This is a genomic window from Streptomyces sp. NPDC002588 (genome assembly GCF_040295925.1).
In the GTDB taxonomy this organism is placed as follows: Bacteria; Actinomycetota; Actinomycetes; order Streptomycetales; family Streptomycetaceae; genus Streptomyces.
Map to the genome: position 1 here is coordinate 32,102 of NZ_JBEOWF010000046.1, position 18,423 is coordinate 50,524.

11 protein-coding genes and 1 pseudogene are annotated in these 18,423 nt (G+C 70.7%); all 12 read left to right on the forward strand.

The genetic code is table 11. The features are described from left to right. Nucleotide 1 precedes the first annotated feature (1 nt). Entirely contained in the window at nt 2-2,569 is a 2,568-nt protein-coding gene (locus ABT057_RS38825) for an ABC transporter permease (RefSeq protein ID WP_352348630.1), read from the forward strand. Nucleotides 2,570-2,661: 92 nt separating this feature from the next. After that, nucleotides 2,662-3,090 carry a GNAT family N-acetyltransferase gene (locus ABT057_RS38830; RefSeq protein ID WP_352348631.1) on the forward strand — a complete coding sequence of 143 codons (429 nt, stop codon included), beginning with the start codon at nt 2,662-2,664 and terminating at the stop codon, nt 3,088-3,090. A 183-nt stretch (nt 3,091-3,273) separates the two neighbouring features. Further along, nucleotides 3,274-4,608, forward strand: coding sequence for a hemolysin family protein (locus ABT057_RS38835; protein ID WP_352348632.1), 1,335 nt, complete (start codon nt 3,274-3,276; stop codon nt 4,606-4,608). Next, entirely contained in the window at nt 4,605-5,618 is a 1,014-nt protein-coding gene (locus tag ABT057_RS38840) for a hemolysin family protein (protein WP_352348633.1), read from the forward strand. Before ABT057_RS38835 ends, ABT057_RS38840 begins: the two co-directional genes overlap by 4 nt. Before the next feature lie 79 nt (nt 5,619-5,697). Next, on the forward strand, nt 5,698-6,537 hold the full coding sequence (locus ABT057_RS38845) for an SGNH/GDSL hydrolase family protein (RefSeq protein ID WP_352348634.1): 840 nt from the start codon (nt 5,698-5,700) through the stop codon (nt 6,535-6,537). Nucleotides 6,538-6,576: 39 nt separating this feature from the next. Then, nucleotides 6,577-6,813: pseudogene (locus tag ABT057_RS38850) on the forward strand (lamin tail domain-containing protein); the annotation flags it as partial. A gap of 230 nt (nt 6,814-7,043) precedes the next feature. Further along, nucleotides 7,044-8,126, forward strand: coding sequence for a hypothetical protein (locus ABT057_RS38855; RefSeq protein ID WP_352348635.1), 1,083 nt, complete (start codon nt 7,044-7,046; stop codon nt 8,124-8,126). Between the two features lie 125 nt (nt 8,127-8,251). Next, the gene (locus ABT057_RS38860) at nt 8,252-9,607 is read left to right on the forward strand and encodes a radical SAM protein (protein WP_352348636.1); all 1,356 of its coding nucleotides are present in this window, start codon (nt 8,252-8,254) and stop codon (nt 9,605-9,607) included. Continuing rightward, nucleotides 9,604-10,620, forward strand: a complete 1,017-nt coding sequence (locus ABT057_RS38865) for an aminotransferase class I/II-fold pyridoxal phosphate-dependent enzyme (protein ID WP_352348637.1) — start codon at nt 9,604-9,606, stop codon at nt 10,618-10,620. The genes ABT057_RS38860 and ABT057_RS38865 overlap by 4 nt, the downstream gene beginning before the upstream one ends. Before the next feature lie 306 nt (nt 10,621-10,926). Continuing rightward, complete coding sequence (locus ABT057_RS38870; RefSeq protein WP_352348638.1) at nt 10,927-15,639, forward strand: DUF6531 domain-containing protein; 4,713 nt, start codon at nt 10,927-10,929, stop codon at nt 15,637-15,639. Nucleotides 15,640-15,672: 33 nt separating this feature from the next. Beyond that, a complete protein-coding gene (locus ABT057_RS38875) occupies nt 15,673-16,590 on the forward strand; it encodes a hypothetical protein (RefSeq protein WP_352348639.1) in 918 nt (305 codons plus the stop codon). Between the two features lie 369 nt (nt 16,591-16,959). Continuing rightward, nucleotides 16,960-18,402 carry an adenylosuccinate lyase gene (gene purB / locus ABT057_RS38880; protein ID WP_352348640.1) on the forward strand — a complete coding sequence of 481 codons (1,443 nt, stop codon included), beginning with the start codon at nt 16,960-16,962 and terminating at the stop codon, nt 18,400-18,402. The last annotated feature ends 21 nt before the right edge of the window (nt 18,403-18,423 follow it).

Consider the following 18,423-nt stretch of genomic DNA (forward strand, 5'->3'; position numbering starts at 1 on the left):
GGTGCTGAAGGCGACGCTCAGAAGTTTCCTCGCACACAAGGGACGGCTGCTGCTGTCGGCCCTCGCGGTCGTGCTGTCCGTCGCGTTCGTCGCGGGCAGTCTGATCTTCTCGGACACGGTGACCCGCACCTTCGACCGGCTCTTCGCGTCCACCTCGGCGGACGTCACGGTCGAGCCCCGGGACGACCTCGGCTCAGGCGTGCCGAGCGGCGCGGTCCAGACGGTCCCCGCCGCCCTCGCCGGCCGCGTCACCGACGTCGACGGCGTCGCCTCCGCCCACGCGGACGTCAGCGTCCAGAACATCACGGTCGTCGACAGCGACAACAAGTCCGTCGGCCCGACCACCGGCGCCCCCACCATCGCCACCGACTGGTACCTCACCGACCGCAGCCCGGTGAAGCTGACCTCGGGCCACGCCCCGCGCGGCGCCGGCGAGGCCATGCTCGACGCCGACACCGCCGACAAGAAGCATGTGAAGATCGGCGACACCCTCACCGTGATGGCCCAGCCGGGCTCCTTCAAGGTGGAGATCGTCGGCATCGCCACCTTCACCACCACCAACCCCGGCGCCGCCCTGGTCTTCCTCGACCCGAAGGTCGCCGCGACCGAACTGCTGGGCTCCGCCGGCAAGGCCACGAGCATCTCCGTCGACGCGACGCCGGGGGTCTCCGACGCCGTCCTCAAGCAGCGCGTCACCGCCGCGCTCGGCTCCGGGCCGTACGACGTGAAGACCGCCGACGAGCAGGCGAAGTCGTCGGCTGAGTCCCTGGGCGGATTCCTCGACGTGATCAAGTACGTGATGCTCGGCTTCGCCGGCATCGCCGTCCTGGTCGGCGTCTTCCTGATCGTCAACACGTTCTCCATGCTGATCGCCCAGCGCACCCGCGAACTGGGCCTGCTGCGCGCGCTCGGCGCCGACCGCCGTCAGGTGCGGCGCTCCGTGCTCACCGAGGCGGTGCTGCTCGGACTCGTCGGCTCCACGCTGGGCCTGGCGGCGGGCATCGGTCTCGCGGCCGGGCTGATCAAGCTGATGAGCGCGTTCGGCATGAACCTCAAGACCACCGAGATGGCCGTCGGCTGGGCGACGCCCGTGGCGGCGTACGCCGTCGGCGTCGGCGTGACCTTCGTCGCCGCCTACCTGCCGGCGCGGCGCGCGGCGACCGTGTCCCCGATGGCCGCCCTGTCCGACGCGGACATCGCCGGGGTGGGGCGCCCGCTGAGGGTACGCGCGGTGGTGGGTTCGGTCGTCGGCGTGCTCGGCGCGGCCGCGCTCGTGGGCTGCGTGACCGCCACGAAGACGGCGTCCGCGGCCTCCCTGCTGGGCCTGGGTGTCGTCCTGACGCTGATCGCCACCGTGATCGCGGGCCCGCTGCTGGTGCGCCCGGTGATCCGGGTGCTCGGCGGCGCCTTCCCGGCCCTGTTCGGCTCGATCGGCCGGATGAGCCAGCGCAACGCGCTGCGCAACCCCCGCCGTACCGGCGCCACCGCCGCCGCGCTCATGGTGGGCCTCGCGCTGGTGGGCGGCATGTCGGTGGCGAGCGCCTCGATGTCGAAGTCGTTCGACGAGCAGATCGACAAGACGCTCGGCGCCGACTTCGTGATCCAGAACCCCAACTTCACCCCGTTCTCCAAGGAGGTCACCGACGCGGTCCGCGGCACCGACGGCGTCGGTCTCGTCGTACGGCAGCGGTTCGCGCCGGTCGCCGTACGGCTGCCGGACGGCAAGCGGATCGAGACGACCGCCTCCGGATACGACGACCAGGTGGACCGGGTCGCCCATGTGACGTACGCCGAGGGCGACTCGGCGGCGGCGCTCGCGGCCGGCGCGATCGGCATGGACGTGGACTTCGCGAAGGACCACGGGGTGCGGCTCGGCAGCGTGATCCCGGTCGAGTTCCCCGGCGACCGTACGACCTCGCTGAAGGTGGGCGCCCTCAGCGACCAGGACGGCTCCGGCGGGTTCGGCATGCAGGGCGGGCTGTTCCTCGGGATCGCCACCGTCGAGAAGTACGTGCCCGGCGGCCAGGACTCCGCGCTCTACGTCAACGCCGCGGCCGGCACGACCGCCGACCTGCTGCGGCCCCGTCTGGAGAAGTCCCTCGACCCGTATCCGCAGGTGCAGGTGCGCGACCAGGCCGACTACAAGAAGCTGGTCCACGATCAGATCGCCGTCCTGCTGTACCTGGTGTACGCGCTGCTCGGGCTCGCGATCGTCATCGCCGTGCTCGGCGTGGTCAACACACTGGCGCTGTCGGTGGTGGAGCGGACCCGGGAGATCGGGCTGCTGCGGGCGATCGGTCTCGCCCGGCGGCAGCTGCGGCGGATGATCCGGCTGGAGTCGGTGGTGATCGCGGTGTTCGGGGCGGTCCTGGGGCTGGCGCTGGGGCTGGTGTGGGGCGTGTGCATCCAGCAGGTGCTGGCCCTGCAGGGCATGAAGGCACTGGCCGTCCCGTGGACCACGATCGTCGCGGTGGTCGTCGGCTCGGCGGTCGTCGGCGTGGTGGCGGCGCTGCTGCCGGCCCTGCGGGCGTCCCGGATGAACGTGCTGGCGGCCATCGCGCACGAGTGAGCCCTTCCCGGACACCCGGGAAGGGCACGGCGGGCGGTGTCCGGATCGTGGAATTCCGTGCCCGGGCAGGTCCGCCATGGTGGGATCGCCGCATGTCTGATCTGCGCATACGGGCCGCGACCGCCGAAGACCTGGACACCGTGCTGTCCTTCTGGAAGACCGCCGCCGAGGGGACGAGCATCAGTGACGACCGCACCGGCGTGGAACGGCTGGTCGCCCGTGACCCCGAGGCCCTGATCCTCGCGGAGCACCCGGGCGGGGAGCTGGTGGGCACGGTGATCGCCGGGTTCGATGGGTGGCGGTGTCATCTGTACCGGCTGGCCGTACATCCGCGGTGCCGGCGCCAGGGCATCGGGTCGGCACTGCTGGCGGCTGCCGAGGAGCGGTTCGTCCGGCTGGGCGGGCGGCGCGGGGACGCGATGGTCCTCACCCGGAACGAGACGGCGCATCATGCGTGGCGCGCCGCGGGGTATGAGCCGGAGGAGCGGTGGCGGCGCTGGGTGAAGCCGCTCGTCGGCTGAACCAGGACTCGCCACCGGACAGCTTTGCCGATCCTTTACCATTGGGGGACCGCGCGGCACCCCGTGCGGTCCCCACCCCCTCGAAAGGTGTGAGCGTCCGCCCATGGGCGAGCCTCCCAGTACCCGTGCGCGACATCGCGCGATCCTGCCTGCCCTGCCGGATCATGGGACGGAGGTGACCCGATGACGGAAGTGCTCCTGCTGCTGGTGGCGGTCCTGCTGTCGGTCGCGTGCGGCGCGTTCGTGGCCGCCGAGTTCTCGCTGACCACCGTCGAGCGCAGCGAGCTGGAGCGCGCGGTGGAGCGCGGCGAGCGTGGTGCCTCCGGCGCGCTGAAGGCCGTACGGAACCTCACCTTCCAGCTCTCCGGCGCCCAGCTCGGCATCACCGTGACCAATCTGGTGGTCGGCATGCTCGCCGAACCGTCGATCGCCAAGCTGATCGCGGGGCCGCTGGAGGCGATCGGTCTGTCGAGCACGACGTCGAGCTCGGTCGCGCTGGTGTTGGGTACGGCGCTGTCGACGGTCTTCCTGATGGTCGTGGGCGAGCTGGTGCCGAAGAACTGGGCGATCTCCTCGCCGCTGCGGGTGGCCAAGAGCGTGGGCAACGCGCAGCGCTGGTTCAGCGCCCTCTTCCGGCCGTTCATCAGCCATCTCAACAACACCGCGAACCGGATCGTGCGCCGGTTCGGCGTGGAGCCCACCGAGGAACTGGCCGCCGCGCGCGGCCCGCAGGAGCTGGCGGCCCTGGCCCGGCACTCCGCGCGGGAGGGGGCCCTGGAGGCGGACACCGCCGAGCTGTTCGTGCGCACCCTCAACCTGGCCGACCTGACCGCGGAGAACGTGATGACCCCGAGGGTCCAGGTCATCGCCCTCGACGCGCAGGCGACCTGCGAGGACGTGGCCAACGCGACCCGGGCGACCGGTCTGTCCCGCTTCCCCGTGCACCGCGGCACCCTGGACGCGGTCGTCGGCACCGCGCACATCAAGGACGCGCTGGCCGTCCCCGCCGAGCGCCGCGCGCGTGTGCCCGTCTCGGAGATCATGCGCGAGCCGCTGCTGGTCCCCGAGTCGCTGACCGTGGACCGGCTGCTCGACCGGCTGGGCGGCAAGCGGACGATGGCCGTGGTCATCGACGAGTACGGCGGCACGGCGGGCGTCGCCACCCTGGAGGACATCGTCGAAGAGGTCGTCGGCGAGGTCCGCGACGAGCACGACCCGCACGAGACGCCAGACCTGGCCCCCGCGGGCACGGACGACGACGGGCGCGCCCTGTACTCCGCCGACGGCGCCGCCCGGATGGACCAGCTCGCGCGCGTGGGCCTGCAGGCACCCGAGGGGCCGTACGAGACGCTCGCCGGGCTCGTCGCCACCGAGCTGGGCCGCATACCGGCCGTCGGGGACCGCGTCGAGGTGGCCGGCTGGCGCATGGACGTGGTCGACGCGTCCGGCCGGCGCGCCGCGCGCGTCCTGCTGCACGCGCCGCTCGACGACAACAAGGTGGAAGGGGCGGACCGATGACCGCCGTGCAGCTGCTCATCGCGCTGGCGACCCTCGTCGTCAACGCCTTCTTCGTCGGCGCGGAGTTCGCCCTGATCTCCGTGCGCCGCTCCCAGATCGAGCCGTACGCCGAGCAGGGCGACCGGCGGGGCAGGAGCGTGCTGTGGGGGCTGCAGCACGTGTCCGCGCTGATGGCGGCCGCGCAGCTCGGCATCACACTGTGCACGCTGGTCCTCGGTGTGGTCGCCGAGCCGGCGATCGCGCACCTGCTGGAGCCGGTGTTCCACGCGATCGGTGTGCCCGAGGGCGCGGGCCACGCCGTGTCCTTCGTGATCGCGCTGGCGGTGGCCACCTATCTGCACATGCTCCTGGGCGAGATGGTGCCGAAGAACATCGCGCTCGCCGAGCCGGTGCGCAGCGCCCTGATGCTCGGCCCGCCGCTGGTCGCGCTGGCGCGGGCGCTGCGCCCGGTGATCTTCGCGATCAACGCCTTCGCCAACGCCCTGCTGAAGCTGATGCGGATCGAGACGAAGGACGAGGTCGCCGCGGCCTTCTCGGACGCCCAGCTGGCCCAGATCGTCAGGGACGCCGGTGAGGCGGGCCTCATCGACGACCGCGCCCAGGAGCGGCTGCACGACGCCCTGGAGCTGGGCCGCCGCCCGGTGCGGGACGTCGTCCTGCCGCTGGAACGGGTCGTCTACGCACGGGTGGGCGTCACGCCGGAGGGGCTCGAGCAGTTGGCCGCCGAATCCGGGTTCTCGCGCTTCCCCGTGGTGGACGAGGGGCGGCGGATCGTCGGCTACCTGCATGTGAAGGACGCGCTGGACGCCTCGCCGCGGGACGTGCCGTTCCAGCCGCGGGACATGCGGGCCATCGCGCGCGTGCGGGAGGCGACGCCTCTGGACGACGTCCTGACCGCGATGCGGGGCAGCCGCACCCATGTGGCGGCCGTGCTCGGCTCCGACGGGCGGCTGTCCGGGCTGGTGACGATGGAGGACGTGCTGCGGGAGCTGTTCGGCCAGCCCGCGTGAGACCACGGGGAACGGGCCCCGCACGGGCCAGGGGTGACCGACCGCCGGGTATGGGGCTCGGGCTACCATCTATGCCGCCATGCGAACGAATTCCACTCACACCAGTCTGGTCGCCGTCGGCGACTCCTTCACCGAGGGCATGTCGGACCTGCTCCCCGACGGCTCCTACCGGGGCTGGGCCGATGTGCTGGCCGGCCGGATGGCCGCCCGCGCGCCCGGCTTCCGCTACGCCAACCTGGCGGTGCGCGGCAAGCTGATCGGCCAGATCGTCGAGGAGCAGGTGGCCGCGGCGGCCGCGATGGGCGCCGATGTGATCACCCTGGTCGGCGGTCTGAACGACACCCTGCGCCCCAAGTGCGACATGGACCGGGTCAAGGGCCTGCTGACGGAGGCGGTGCAGCAGCTCGCCCCGTCCTGCAAGCAGCTGGTGCTGATGCGCAGCCCGGGGCGACAGGGGCCCGTCCTGGAGCGGTTCCGGCCGCGCATGGAGGAGCTGTTCGTGTGCGTCGAGGAGCTGGCCGAGCGGCACGGCGCGGTCGTCGTCGACCTGTACGGCGCCCCGTCGCTCGGCGACCCGCGCCTGTGGGACGTCGACCGGCTGCACCTCACCGCCGAGGGGCACCGCCGGGTCGCGGAAGCCGTCTGGCAGGCCCTCGGCTACGACCCCGAGGACACCGACTGGCACACGCCGATGCCGGCGACCCCGCCGCCCGGCTGGGCCGCCCGCCGCGTCGCCGACGCCCGCTTCGCCCGGCAGCACCTGCTCCCCTGGATCGGCCGCCGCCTCACCGGCCGCTCCTCGGGCGACGGCAGGACAGGCGCCCAGTTCAGCGCTGAGCTGGGCAAAGCCTTCTGGGTCAGCCCGGCGGACCACACAAACCCCGGCCCTGTGACGGGCTGGCAACGGGTAGGGCCCTGACCCGGAGCAGCCCGGCCCGGCTGCCACGTGCCGATGAGAAGCGGGTTGTCGTTGCGGGACGTCATGGAACTGCGGTGGGAACCGCAGGCCGACCGCCTCTGGGTGGTCTGCGACGACACCTGCGGCGGCCGGCACCGCACCATGCAGATCAATTCGTCCGGCGTCTTCGCCACCACCGCGATCCACAACCGCCCAACCGGCATGGACAACCTCAACAACGAGGGCTTCACGGTCTCCGCCGCCGACGCGTGCAGCAGCGGCACCAAGCCCGTGTAGTGGTCCGACGACAGCAACACCAGCGGCCACGCGCTGCGCCGGGGCACCACCACCTGCTGAGGCCCGCGCATTCCAGCGCGCCCGGCCGCGCTGTATCGTACGCGCGGCACCACACGCACCACCGGAACACGCGTCAACTCCCGTACCGGCACGTTGAGTTCGTCGACGTGCCGGTTCCGTTCGCCGCTCCCGGAGGACCCGTGGCATCAAGCCGCTCCCACCGTTCTCGTGTGCCGCTCACCCGACGCAGATCCCTGGCCCTGGCGGCCGTACTCGCCGCCCTCTGGAGTGTCACCCTCACCTGGCCCGCCCCCGCCCACGCGGCCGCCGCCGACCGAGCCGCCCTCGCCCAGTGGTGGGCCCCGGTCGACTTCCAGGACGTCGACTCCACCGGCGAGACCGCGCTCGGCGGCAAGTCCGACTACCTGACCTCGTACGACTACGACGGCGACCTCAACGGCCGCAACAACTGGGAGAACACCAGCCAGTTCCCGCTCGCCGCGCGCGTCTACTACTCGGTCGTGCAGACCAAGTCCTTCTCCTACCTGCTGTACATGTACTCCCACCCGCGTGACTGGTCGGACGGAGTCCTCGACAACTCCCAGGAGGACCTGACCGAGCATGAGAACGACGCCGAGGGCGTACTGGTCGTGGTCGCCGACGACGGCTCCGCGCACGGCACTCTGAAGGCCGCGATCACCGTCGCGCACAGCAACTTCTACTCCTGGCTGCCCTCGGGCAGCGACTTCACGAGCGGCCAGGAGAGCGTCGACGGCGTGCTGAAACTGCAGGGCGACCCGCACGACGACGGCCACGGCCGCCCGTTCACCACCCAGCAGCCCAACACCCACGCCGCATGGGCCGAGGGCTACCTCTCCAAGGAACGCGACCAGTACGCGAACGGCGACGGCATCGTCTACTACCCCGGGTCCACCGCCGAGGTCCCGGACGGCTCCAACGACCGTGACGTGCAGTACACGCTGACCGACATCTTCGCCTCGAACGGCATGTGGGAGAACCGCAACCTCACCACGCTGTTCGCGACGCCGAACAACTTCGCCGGCGACGACGGCTCCAACCCGTACGGCGCCGAGTGCGGCGAGGGCGGAGTCCTCGGCCCCGCCAACGGCTCGTGCGACACCGACGCGGCCAATCCGCCCTGGGCCTGGGACGACGCCGACGACCTGCCCGGCCGGGGCTACCTCGCCACCAACCCCGCCGAACTCGTCTGGGACTACTTCAACTGGACCGGCAGGCCCTCCTCGCCCGACCTCGCCTATACCTGGAACCAGTACAACGGCATCACCTCGTGACTCCCTGCCCTGCGGGGGGGGCGGACGGGCCCCGGGAGGAGGAGCGGCGAGCCCCCAGCGCTGCCGATCGGATAGTTGTCCGCCCCAACCGGCCGCAGTCCCGGCGCTGCACAGGAGTTCCGTTCATGGATGATGACGACATGAACCATGGCGACCAGCGCTTCCACGTCATCGTGTTGTCGAACTTCGCGAAGGGCTTCGACAAGTACGCGTTCGCTTACGGTAAGGCGGGTATTCCGGAGAGCACCTATCCCGACCGGTTCCACCTGCTGACCCGTGCGGAGTTGGGCATCGGCGTCGGCAAGGCACGACGCCTGCTGGACCGTCTGGCCATTCCGGGTGACCGGCTGTTGGTGCTGGAAACCATGGTGGACCCCGACAAGCTGGTGCCCAACCTGTCGACCGGCCTCGGCAGGGAACTGCACGAGGCTCGCATCCGGTTGTCAGCAGTCCACGAACTCGACCAGGCAGGCGACGAGTTCACTCTGCGTCCGACGACCGTCGAGGATGCGATGGCGGCCTCCCTGCACCTGCACGGATCGGCACAGCGTCCCTACGCCGACACGCGACCGCGCTCGGTGTCGCTTCTGCCGGTCGCCTCCGCCTGCCAGGCCCGGTGTTCGTTCTGCTTCTCCTCGGCTTCGATCTCCAGCGACCAGGCGCCGGCACGGGTCCCGTGGGACGCGGTCGCCCAGTGGCTGGAGCGCGCCCGCGCGGCGGGTGCCGAGCGTGCGGTGATCACCGGCGGCGGGGAGCCCACGCTCATACCGTTCGAACAGCAGCTGCGACTGGTGTCCGCCTGCTCGGCTGCCTTCCCCAAGGTCGTCCTGATCACCAACGCGCACACCCTGGCGAAAGGCCGGCACGCCGACCGGGCCGGCCGCCTCGCAGCCCTGAGCGCCGCAGGCCTGAGCGTGCTGGCGGTCTCCCGGCACCATCAGGACGACGCCGTCAGCGAGCGGCTGATGATGCTGCGCACCCCGGTGAGCTCTGTGATCGACACCTGGCGTGTGGAACGTGACCGCTGGCCGGGGCTGCGGATGAGGCTGATCTGCGTGCTCCAGCACGGCGGCGTCACCGACGCGGCCGAGGTCGCCGACTACCTTTCGTGGGCCGCGGCTCTCGGTGTCGAGGAAGTCTGCTTCAAAGAGCTCTACGTATCCACCAGCACCGAGTCGCTCTACTTCGACCGCGCCGCCAACGTGTGGAGCCGAGAGCACCAGGTGTCGCTGTCCATCGTCACCCGGTTCGCCGAACAGCACGGCTTCGAACTGGCGAGCCGCCTGCCCTGGGGCGCGCCGGTCTACCACGGCGGCTGGGACGGACGGCCGATGCGGATCGCCGCCTACACCGAACCCAGCCTGCTCTGGGAACGCACCAGCGGGATCGCCCGCAGCTGGAACGTCATGGCCGACGGACGCTGCTACGCCTCCCTGGAAGACCGGGCCAGCGAGATCGTGCCGGAAGGCGCAGCGGCATGAGGTTCGAGGCGTTCCAGGAATTCCGGCAGCGGCAACTCGGTGCTTCCTCGGCGCTTCTGGACGCCGCCGAGACCAACGTGTACCGGGCGCTCGCTCCGATGCGACCGGAACCGCCGACCGACATGAGCACGGTGCACCGGTGCGATCTCGCCCGTGCCTGGCTGCGGCGCTTCGAGCTGCCGGAAGAGTGGTCCGGCCACGCCATGGTCTGTCGCGGGGTCCGGCACGGGCTCGGTGTGGTGTTCCACCGGCTGCGCGCCGTGCGGGCGCGGTTGTGGCTGCCCGGCGACGTGTACCCGGTGTACTTCGAGTTGGCCCGCGCCGCGGGCCTGGAGCCCACGTCCTATCCGACGCTACCGGCGCCGGCCCTGCCGACCTCACCGGCGGACGACCGGCCCGAATACCTGCTGCTCGCCAACCCCAGCAAGCCGCTCGGCCGATACCTCTCCGATGCCGAGTGCGGCGCGGTGATGTCGTGGCTGGGGGAATCGCCACGCCGCCGCCTGCTGATCGACAGCGTCTACGACCTGGGAGCCCCGTTCGCTGCCGGCACACGGCGATTGCTGGACACCGGTTGTGCGATCCTGTTGCATTCGGTCACCAAGGGATGGCTGTGGCCACGCACGTTCGGCGTGGTCCTGCTGGGTCCGGCGCAAGCCGACCTGGCCGAAGCGTTCCGGGCGGATCCGCCGACGCCGGCACAACTGAGGCTCGCCGACCGCCTGCTGACCGAGCACAGCGATGTACCCCGGCAGGTCGTCGACGAACTGGCCGCACGGGCTGAGCGGCTGTTCGAACGGTTGCCGGACGAAGTGCTCGGGGCGATGCCCACGGCGAGCCGGACATGTCCCGGCAACTACTTCTTCCCGGTCGAAATCCCAGCGGAGACACTCCAGCGCGATTGCGGTGTGCTCGCCGTGCCGGTCAGCGTGTTCGGGGAGAACAGTTGGTCCGGCTCGATCCTGACCAGCCTTGCTGACGCTTTCGGCCCGACGCCGACGGCGGCGCGATGACGCCACTTGAGGACCTGGCCGTATACGACGACGCGGACTTCTGCGATCAGGAGTCTACGAGGTTGCCCGCAACCGGCCCCTGACCCGTGGTCAGAAACTGTCCGACAAGGCACTGGACGAGGTACGGGCCCGGTCAGCACGGCTTCGCCCATCTCAACGGTTTTCACGGTGCACTGTGCTCACTGAAGGTTCCCGAGTAACGGTTTTCACCTGTGCATAGTGGTGGTCTTCAGGTAGTTGTTAGCATCCCGGGCGTCCCGCGGCGCTCTCTCGCACCGCTTCCACCGCACGCGTGGAGGGAAACCCATGAGAACAAGACTGCGCTTAGGCGTGGCGCTGGCGGCCGTCGTCGCGACGGTGCTCGCCACGATGCCCGCCACGACGTCCGCCTATGCCGGAGAGCCGGTGCTGGTGACCCGGCCCGTCGAGGAACTGTTCGGCCAGCATGCCGGATACGGTTTCACCGGCGTCGGCGTCAACACCGCGACGGGCAACTTCACCACCGCCGCGACCGACCTCTCCCTCTCCTCCGGCCTGCTCGGCTGGAGCCGCTGGTACAACTCACTCAACTCGAGCGTCGGCCCGTTCGGCAGGGGCTGGACCACCAGCTACAGCCAGCGCGTCGAGGCCGGCCCGGACGGCGACGTCGCCTTCACCGACGACGACGGTCGTGAGTTCACGTTCGCAGCGGACGGCTCGGGCGGCTTCCGCCGCCCGCAGGACATCGACGCCGACCTGAGCACCGGGCCCGGCGACGGCTGGACCCTGCGCTACCCGAGCGGCCAGGCGCTGGCCTTCGCCCAGAACGGGCGGCTGAGCAGCATCTCCGCCGAGGGGGAGCAGGTGACGCTGGCCTACACCGATGACCGGCTCCACACGGCCACGGACTCCACCGGCGGGACGCTGACCTTCGGGTACGACGCCGACGGCCGGCTCACCACTGTCGAGGCCGGCGATGGGCGCACCGTCACCTACAGCTACTCCGAGCGGGGCGGGCTCTCCGCGGTCAAGGTGCCCGGCGAGGCAAGCGTCCGCTACACCACCACCGACGCCGGCCTGCTCACCGTGGTGACCGACCCGGACGGCCTGGCCTCGGTCACCAACACCTACGACGGCGACAACCGGGTGTCGCACCAGGGCTACGGCACGGGCGGCGCGCTCGACATCGTCTACGACGAGGGCACCGGGGTCACGACCGCGACCACCAACGGCTCCACGGCGCCGGTGCTCTACCGGCACGACACGGCCGGCCGGCTGATCAGCGCGACCGACCCGAACGGCAACTCGATCAGCCAGGTCTTCGACGCCGCCGGCCGGCTCGTGGAGTTCGGCACCCGCGGCGGGGTGAAGACCACCCTGGAGTACGACGCGCGCGGCAACGTCACGCGGCAGGCCCAGGGCAGCGTCGCCACGGCGTACGGCTATGACAACAGTGACCGGCTGACCACCGTGACCGACGCCGCAGGTGGTGTGACCACCTACGAATACGCGGGCGACAGCCGGGTGCCGAGCCGGGTCACCGCACCGGACGGCGCGGTGACCCGGTCCACTGTCGACGCCGGCCTGGTCACGGAGGTGATCGACGCGACCGGCGGCAAGACCACATACGAGTACGACACGGCGCGCCGCCTGACCGCCAGCACCGACCCGGCCGGCCGGGTCGTCAGGATCGGATACGACGCGGTCGGGCACCCCACCGAGGTGACCGGCCCGTCCGGCACTGTCCACAAGTACGGCTACGACGGTGCCGGCCGCGTCACCTCGAAGACGGACCCGGGCGGCGCCGTCACGAAGTACGAGTACACCGCGAGCGGCCGCCTGCTGCGCACCACCGACCCGACCGGCGCCGTGACGAAGAACGACTACGACGCGTACGGCAATTTGACCGCCACCACGGACGCGCTCGACCGTAAGATCACCTACGATTACGACCGCGACGGGCAGCTCACCTCGGTCACCGACCCGCTCGGCGCGTCCAGCACGCTCAGCTACGACCCGCTGGGCCGCGTCAGCACGGTCACCGACCCGTCCGGCTCGGTCGTGCGGTACGGCTACGACGCCGACGGTCGGCAGACCACGCTCACCGACCCGGCCGGCACCCAGGTCACCGGCTACGACGAGCGGGGCAACGCGACCACGCTGACCGACGCGTCCGGCAACATCACCACGTACGAGTACGACGCACTGGACCGGCAGACGGTGGTCGAGGACGCGGCCGGCAACCGGACCGTCACCACGTACGACAAGGCGGGCCGTGTCGTCGCGGTCACCGACGCGCTGGGCGCGGTGACCAGATACGAGTACGACGCCCGGGGCCGTCTTGCCGCCGAGACCGACCCGCTGGGCAACACCACCCGTTACGCCTACGACGCCGTCGACAACCTGGTCAAGAAGACCCTGCCCAGCGGCGGCGTCTACGTCTACACCTACGACACCGACGGCCACAAGACCTCCGAGCTCAGCCCGGCCGGCCTGCTCGACAAGTACGCGTACGACACGGCCGGCAACATGGTCGAGGCCACCGACCCGCGCGGCGGCGTCACCCGCTACGAGTACGACGCGGCCGGCCGCAAGACCAGGCAGACGAGCGCGTCCGGCGCGGTGCGCACCTGGAGCTACGACAAGGCCGGCCAGCTGAGCGCCGCGGTCGACCCGAACGGCGGCACCACGAAGTACACCTACGACCAGGGCGGCCACCTCGGCACCCTGACCGATGCCAACGGTGCGGTCACCACGTACGCCTACGACCGCGGTGGCCGACAGACCCAGGTCTCCGACCCGCTGGGCCGGGTCACCAGGCAGGCGTACGACCAGGCCGGCAACCTCACCTCGGTCACCGACCCGGCCGGCCGGACGGTCGCCATGGAGTACGACCAGCGGAACCTGCTGACCAAGCGGACCGCCGACGACGGCACGACGGTCACCTTCGGCTACGACAAGCTCGGCCGGCGCAGCAGCATGACCGACGGCACCGGGACGACCGAGTACGCGTACGACAAGGTCGGCCGGCTGCTGACCACGAAAGGCCCGGACGGTGCGGTCGTCACCTCCACATACGACCTTGCCGGGCGGCGGGTCGCACTGGCGTACCCGGACGGTTTGACGATCGACTACCGGTACGACGTGGACGGCCGGCTGATCGGGCTGACGGATCCGAAGGCCGGTGAGGTGACCTACAAGCTCGACGCCGACGGCCGCACCCTGGCCGAGAACCTGCCGGACAAGTGGAAGCGGACATACCGGTACGACGGTGGCCTGCTCGCCGCCTACACCGAGAAACGCAAGGGGCAGGAGGTGTTCGACGCCACGGTCGAGCGCGACGCGGACGGCCGGATCGTCAAGTACACCGACCCGGCGGCGGGCCGCAAGTCGCACTACGCCTATGACCCCGCCGGTCAGGTCGTCAAGGCGACCGGCGAGAAGGGCGGCACGATCACCCTGGCCTACGACGCCATCGGCAACCGGACCGGCCTCACCCAGGGCGGCAAGGAGACCGTCTACACGTACGACGCGGCCGGCCAGCTGATCACCGCCGACCGGGGCCCGAAGGACCTGACCGGCGACGATGACAAGAAGGTGACCTACTCGTACGACGCCGCCGGCCGCCTCGTCAAGCGCGTCGGCAAGCACGAGGAACTCGCCCTCACGTACGACGGTTTCGGCCGTGTCGTCGAGGCCGCCCGATCGAGCGACGGCAGGACCGACGTCACCGCGGCCACCTACGACGGCAACGGCCTGCTGTCCAAGCTGCTCGACACCACCGACAAGGGCCTGACGGGCGAGCACGAGAAGGCCGTCACCTACCGGTGGAGCGGCGGCGACGGCTCGACACCGCAGATCCTCACCCAGGGCGGGCAGGACACCGCGAACTTCGTGTACGGCGTCGGCCGCGTCTTCGCCGACACCAGGAAGGACTCCGCGACGTTCTCCACCGACGTGTACGGCTCGGCGATCCGGACCGAGGACACCAAGGCCTGGACGCAGTCGAACAGCTACAGCGTCTTCGGCGAGCCGGAGTCCGCGGAGAACTCCCCGGCGTTCGGCTACCGCGGCGAACTGTCCCTCGACGGTGAGTTGACCTACCTGCGCGCCCGCGTCTACGACAACGACGTGTCCCGGTTCACCAGCCGCGACCCGCTCACCACGATGGTCGGGCAGACCGACACGCTCAGCCCGTACGCGTACGCCGAGAACAGCCCGCTCAACTACGTCGACCCGAGCGGCGAGGTCTCCATCGGCGACCTGGTCGGCGGGATCGTCACCTCTCTGCTGAAACTGTTCCAGGAGAACTGCCCGCCACCGAACGGCTCGATCGAAGCACACAACAAGTGTTTCCAGGGACACATGCTCAGCACCCGCGGCAACATCCCGCAGGACTGCCTGGACGCCCGCTTCTACTGCCTCAACGCCCTGTGGAACAAGGAGCCGCGCGCCGAGCGGGAGAAGGCCGCGCAGGCCTTTGCCCTCAACGAGCTGAACAAGCGCCGCGAGGGCTGGTGGTCACGGTTCGTCGACGACCAGCTCGGCGGCGGCACGTCGGTCAGCGACGCCGTCGACTGGGAGGTCAAGCCGCCGCGGCTGAACGACGACTATCCACCGTCGCGGTGGTTCGGCAGCTGGGCCGACCCGCTCAAGGTCGACATGGTGACCGACGAGCTGAACATCTTCGAGGTCAAGGACTACAAGGACCGCGGCCAGGTGGAGGCGCAACTCGGCGGCTACCTGTTCGCGGCGGCGAACTACGGCGTCAATTTCGTACGCGGCACCGAGTTGCAGGACTGGGCCAACTCGTTCCTGGTCCTGGACAGCTGGGACGACTACCTCCTCGGTGGCGACGAGGTGGTCGTCTGGGGTGAGCCGGAACTGGCCGGCCACGTATATTTCGCCAAGGAGGACAAGGCACCGACGGCGGCCAGGGCGAAGGCCGAACGCAAGCGCTCCGAGTACGACGACGCGCACAACCGGTGCCTCATCTGCATCCCCGTCCCGCCGATCATCCGGGTTCCGGTGCCGGTTTGATCCCGTCGCGTATCGACTACGGGAGGTAGAGCAGTGGCGGCCGTCGTGTCACCCGAGATCGGCAAGACCCTGCGCACCGATCAGAGTCTGCTGATCGAGGTACGTTCCGCTCTCGGGGCGGCGACGGCCGTCCGCGACGGCCTGCTCGGCCTCACCGCACGCGATGCCGCCGGTGAGGTCGAGCGGGTCGCGTACGTCTCCCCGGTGGTCCCGCTGCCCGATCGCCAGCTGGTTCTGGTCGACTTCGGCGCGCTGCCCGCGGAAACGGTCCTGGCCGTGCCGCAGCTGCTCACCGAGTGGCTGGGCGACGCCGACGTGACCGTCGACGTGGCCCAGCCCGGCCGGCTCGACGACCTGGAGGGGTTCGGCACGGCGGCCTGGGCGTACGTCCGGGCCGCGCCGGGCTGGGCGCCTGCGACCCCGCTGCTCACCTGGCTGGCCGGGCGGCGGCTCAGCCTTTTCGTGTACGGCGTGGAAAGCCCTGTCCCCGCCGGGAAAGCCGCCGAGGCGGTCGCCGACCTGCCGGCCGGGGCCGTGGCCACGCTGGCCGACCTGGACACCGACCTGGTCGCCGGCAGCATCGGCGGCCCGGCGTCGACTCTGGTCACCGCCGGGCACGACTGGTCGCCGGCCGAGGTGGCCGAGCGGATGCGGGCCTTGCGTGACCTGCTGCGCGACTGGGCGGCCGGCCTCGACTGGGCGGGCGTGTCCGCGGAGCGCAGCACCCGCCGGATCACCGTGGCCACGCCCGACCTCGGCACGCCCCCGGTGACCTGGTGGCAGTACCTCTCCGCAGCCCAGCTCCAGCGCAGGGGCGTGGCGCCGGACGGCACGGTGCCGCTGCCCGGCGGCGGTGTGGAACTCACCGTGGGAGAGCCCGAGCAGTGGCTGCCCGGCCACCCGGACGGCGCCGCAGTCCGCGACGAGGCACGCCGCCGCCTCACCGGCTGACCACGAATGATGATCCGGATCACACGAAGGAGGCGAAAGCGCGATCGCAGGGCGTCTGCACTGCGATCCATGCACGCTTGATGCCGCTTCACCGCATGGCATCAGGCGCTTCGACGGAGAACGTTCAAAGCTGTGGGGCGATGCCGACGGGGTAGCGGGCGGGTACGTTCTGCATGGGTCCGGCTCCTTGATCGGAAGGTTCTGGTTCAAGGACCCGACCGGTGGTGAAGCCACCGGTCGGGGCCCGCCGTCTCACACATGTCTCACGGACTATGCGCGAGTCAGCGGACTCGGAGCCCCTGAACTGGACTTTCTCACCCTGTGTAGATGGTGACGCGCCACCCTGGACGGTGGGTAAACTCCGTCCACGTGACTTCCGCTCCCGCCAAGCCCCGCATCCCGAACGTCCTCGCCGGACGGTACGCCTCCGCCGAGCTCGCCACGCTCTGGTCGCCCGAGTACAAGGTGAAGCTGGAGCGTCAGCTCTGGCTCGCCGTCCTGCGGGCGCAGAAGGACCTCGGGATCGAGGTGCCGGACGCGGCGATCGCCGACTACCAGCGTGTCCTGGACACCGTCGACCTGGCCTCGATCGCCGAGCGCGAGAAGGTCACGCGGCACGACGTGAAGGCACGGATCGAGGAGTTCAACGACCTCGCCGGCCACGAACAGGTCCACAAGGGCATGACGTCCCGCGACCTGACGGAGAACGTCGAGCAGCTGCAGATCCAGCGCTCGCTGGAGCTGGTCCGCGACCGCACGGTGGCCGTGCTGGCGCGCCTGGGCAAGCTGGCCGGCGAGTACGGCGAGCTGGTCATGGCCGGCCGTTCGCACAACGTGGCCGCGCAGGCCACCACCCTCGGCAAGCGTTTCGCGACCGCCGCCGACGAACTGCTGGTGGCGTACGGCCGGGTCGAGGAGCTGCTGGGGCGCTACCCGCTGCGCGGCATCAAGGGCCCGGTCGGCACCGCCCAGGACATGCTGGACCTGCTCGGCGGCGACGCCGCGAAGCTCGCCGAGCTCGAGCGGCGGGTCGCCGACCACCTGGGCTTCGCGGAGGCGTTCACCTCGGTCGGCCAGGTCTATCCGCGCTCGCTGGACTACGAGGTGGTCACCGCCCTGGTGCAGCTCGCGGCGGCTCCCTCCTCGCTGGCGAAGACGATCCGGCTGATGGCCGGGCACGAGCTGGTGACCGAGGGCTTCAAGCCCGGCCAGGTCGGTTCGTCCGCGATGCCGCACAAGATGAACACGCGGTCCTGCGAGCGCGTCAACGGTCTGATGGTCATCCTCCGCGGCTACGCGTCGATGACCGGCGAGCTGGCGGGCGACCAGTGGAACGAGGGCGACGTGTCCTGCTCGGTGGTGCGCCGGGTGGCCCTCCCCGACGCGTTCTTCGCGCTGGACGGTCTGCTGGAGACCTTCCTGACAGTCCTCGACGAGTTCGGGGCCTTCCCCGCGGTCGTCGCCCGTGAGCTGGACCGCTACCTGCCGTTCCTCGCCACCACCAAGGTGCTGATGGGCGCGGTGCGCGCCGGTGTGGGCCGGGAGGTCGCGCACGAGGCGATCAAGGAGAACGCCGTCGCCTCGGCGCTGGCGATGCGGGAGCAGGGCGCCGAGCGCAACGAGTTGCTGGACAAGCTGGCGGCCGACGAGCGCATTCCGCTCGACCGCGCCCGGCTGGACGCCCTGATGGCCGACAAGCTGTCCTTCACCGGCGCGGCGGCCGCTCAGGTGGCGACGGTCGTCGGCCGGATCGAGGAGATCGTCAAGCAGCGCCCGGAGGCCGCCGGCTACACCCCCGGAGCGATCCTCTGACCCGTGTCGGGCGCTTCACCC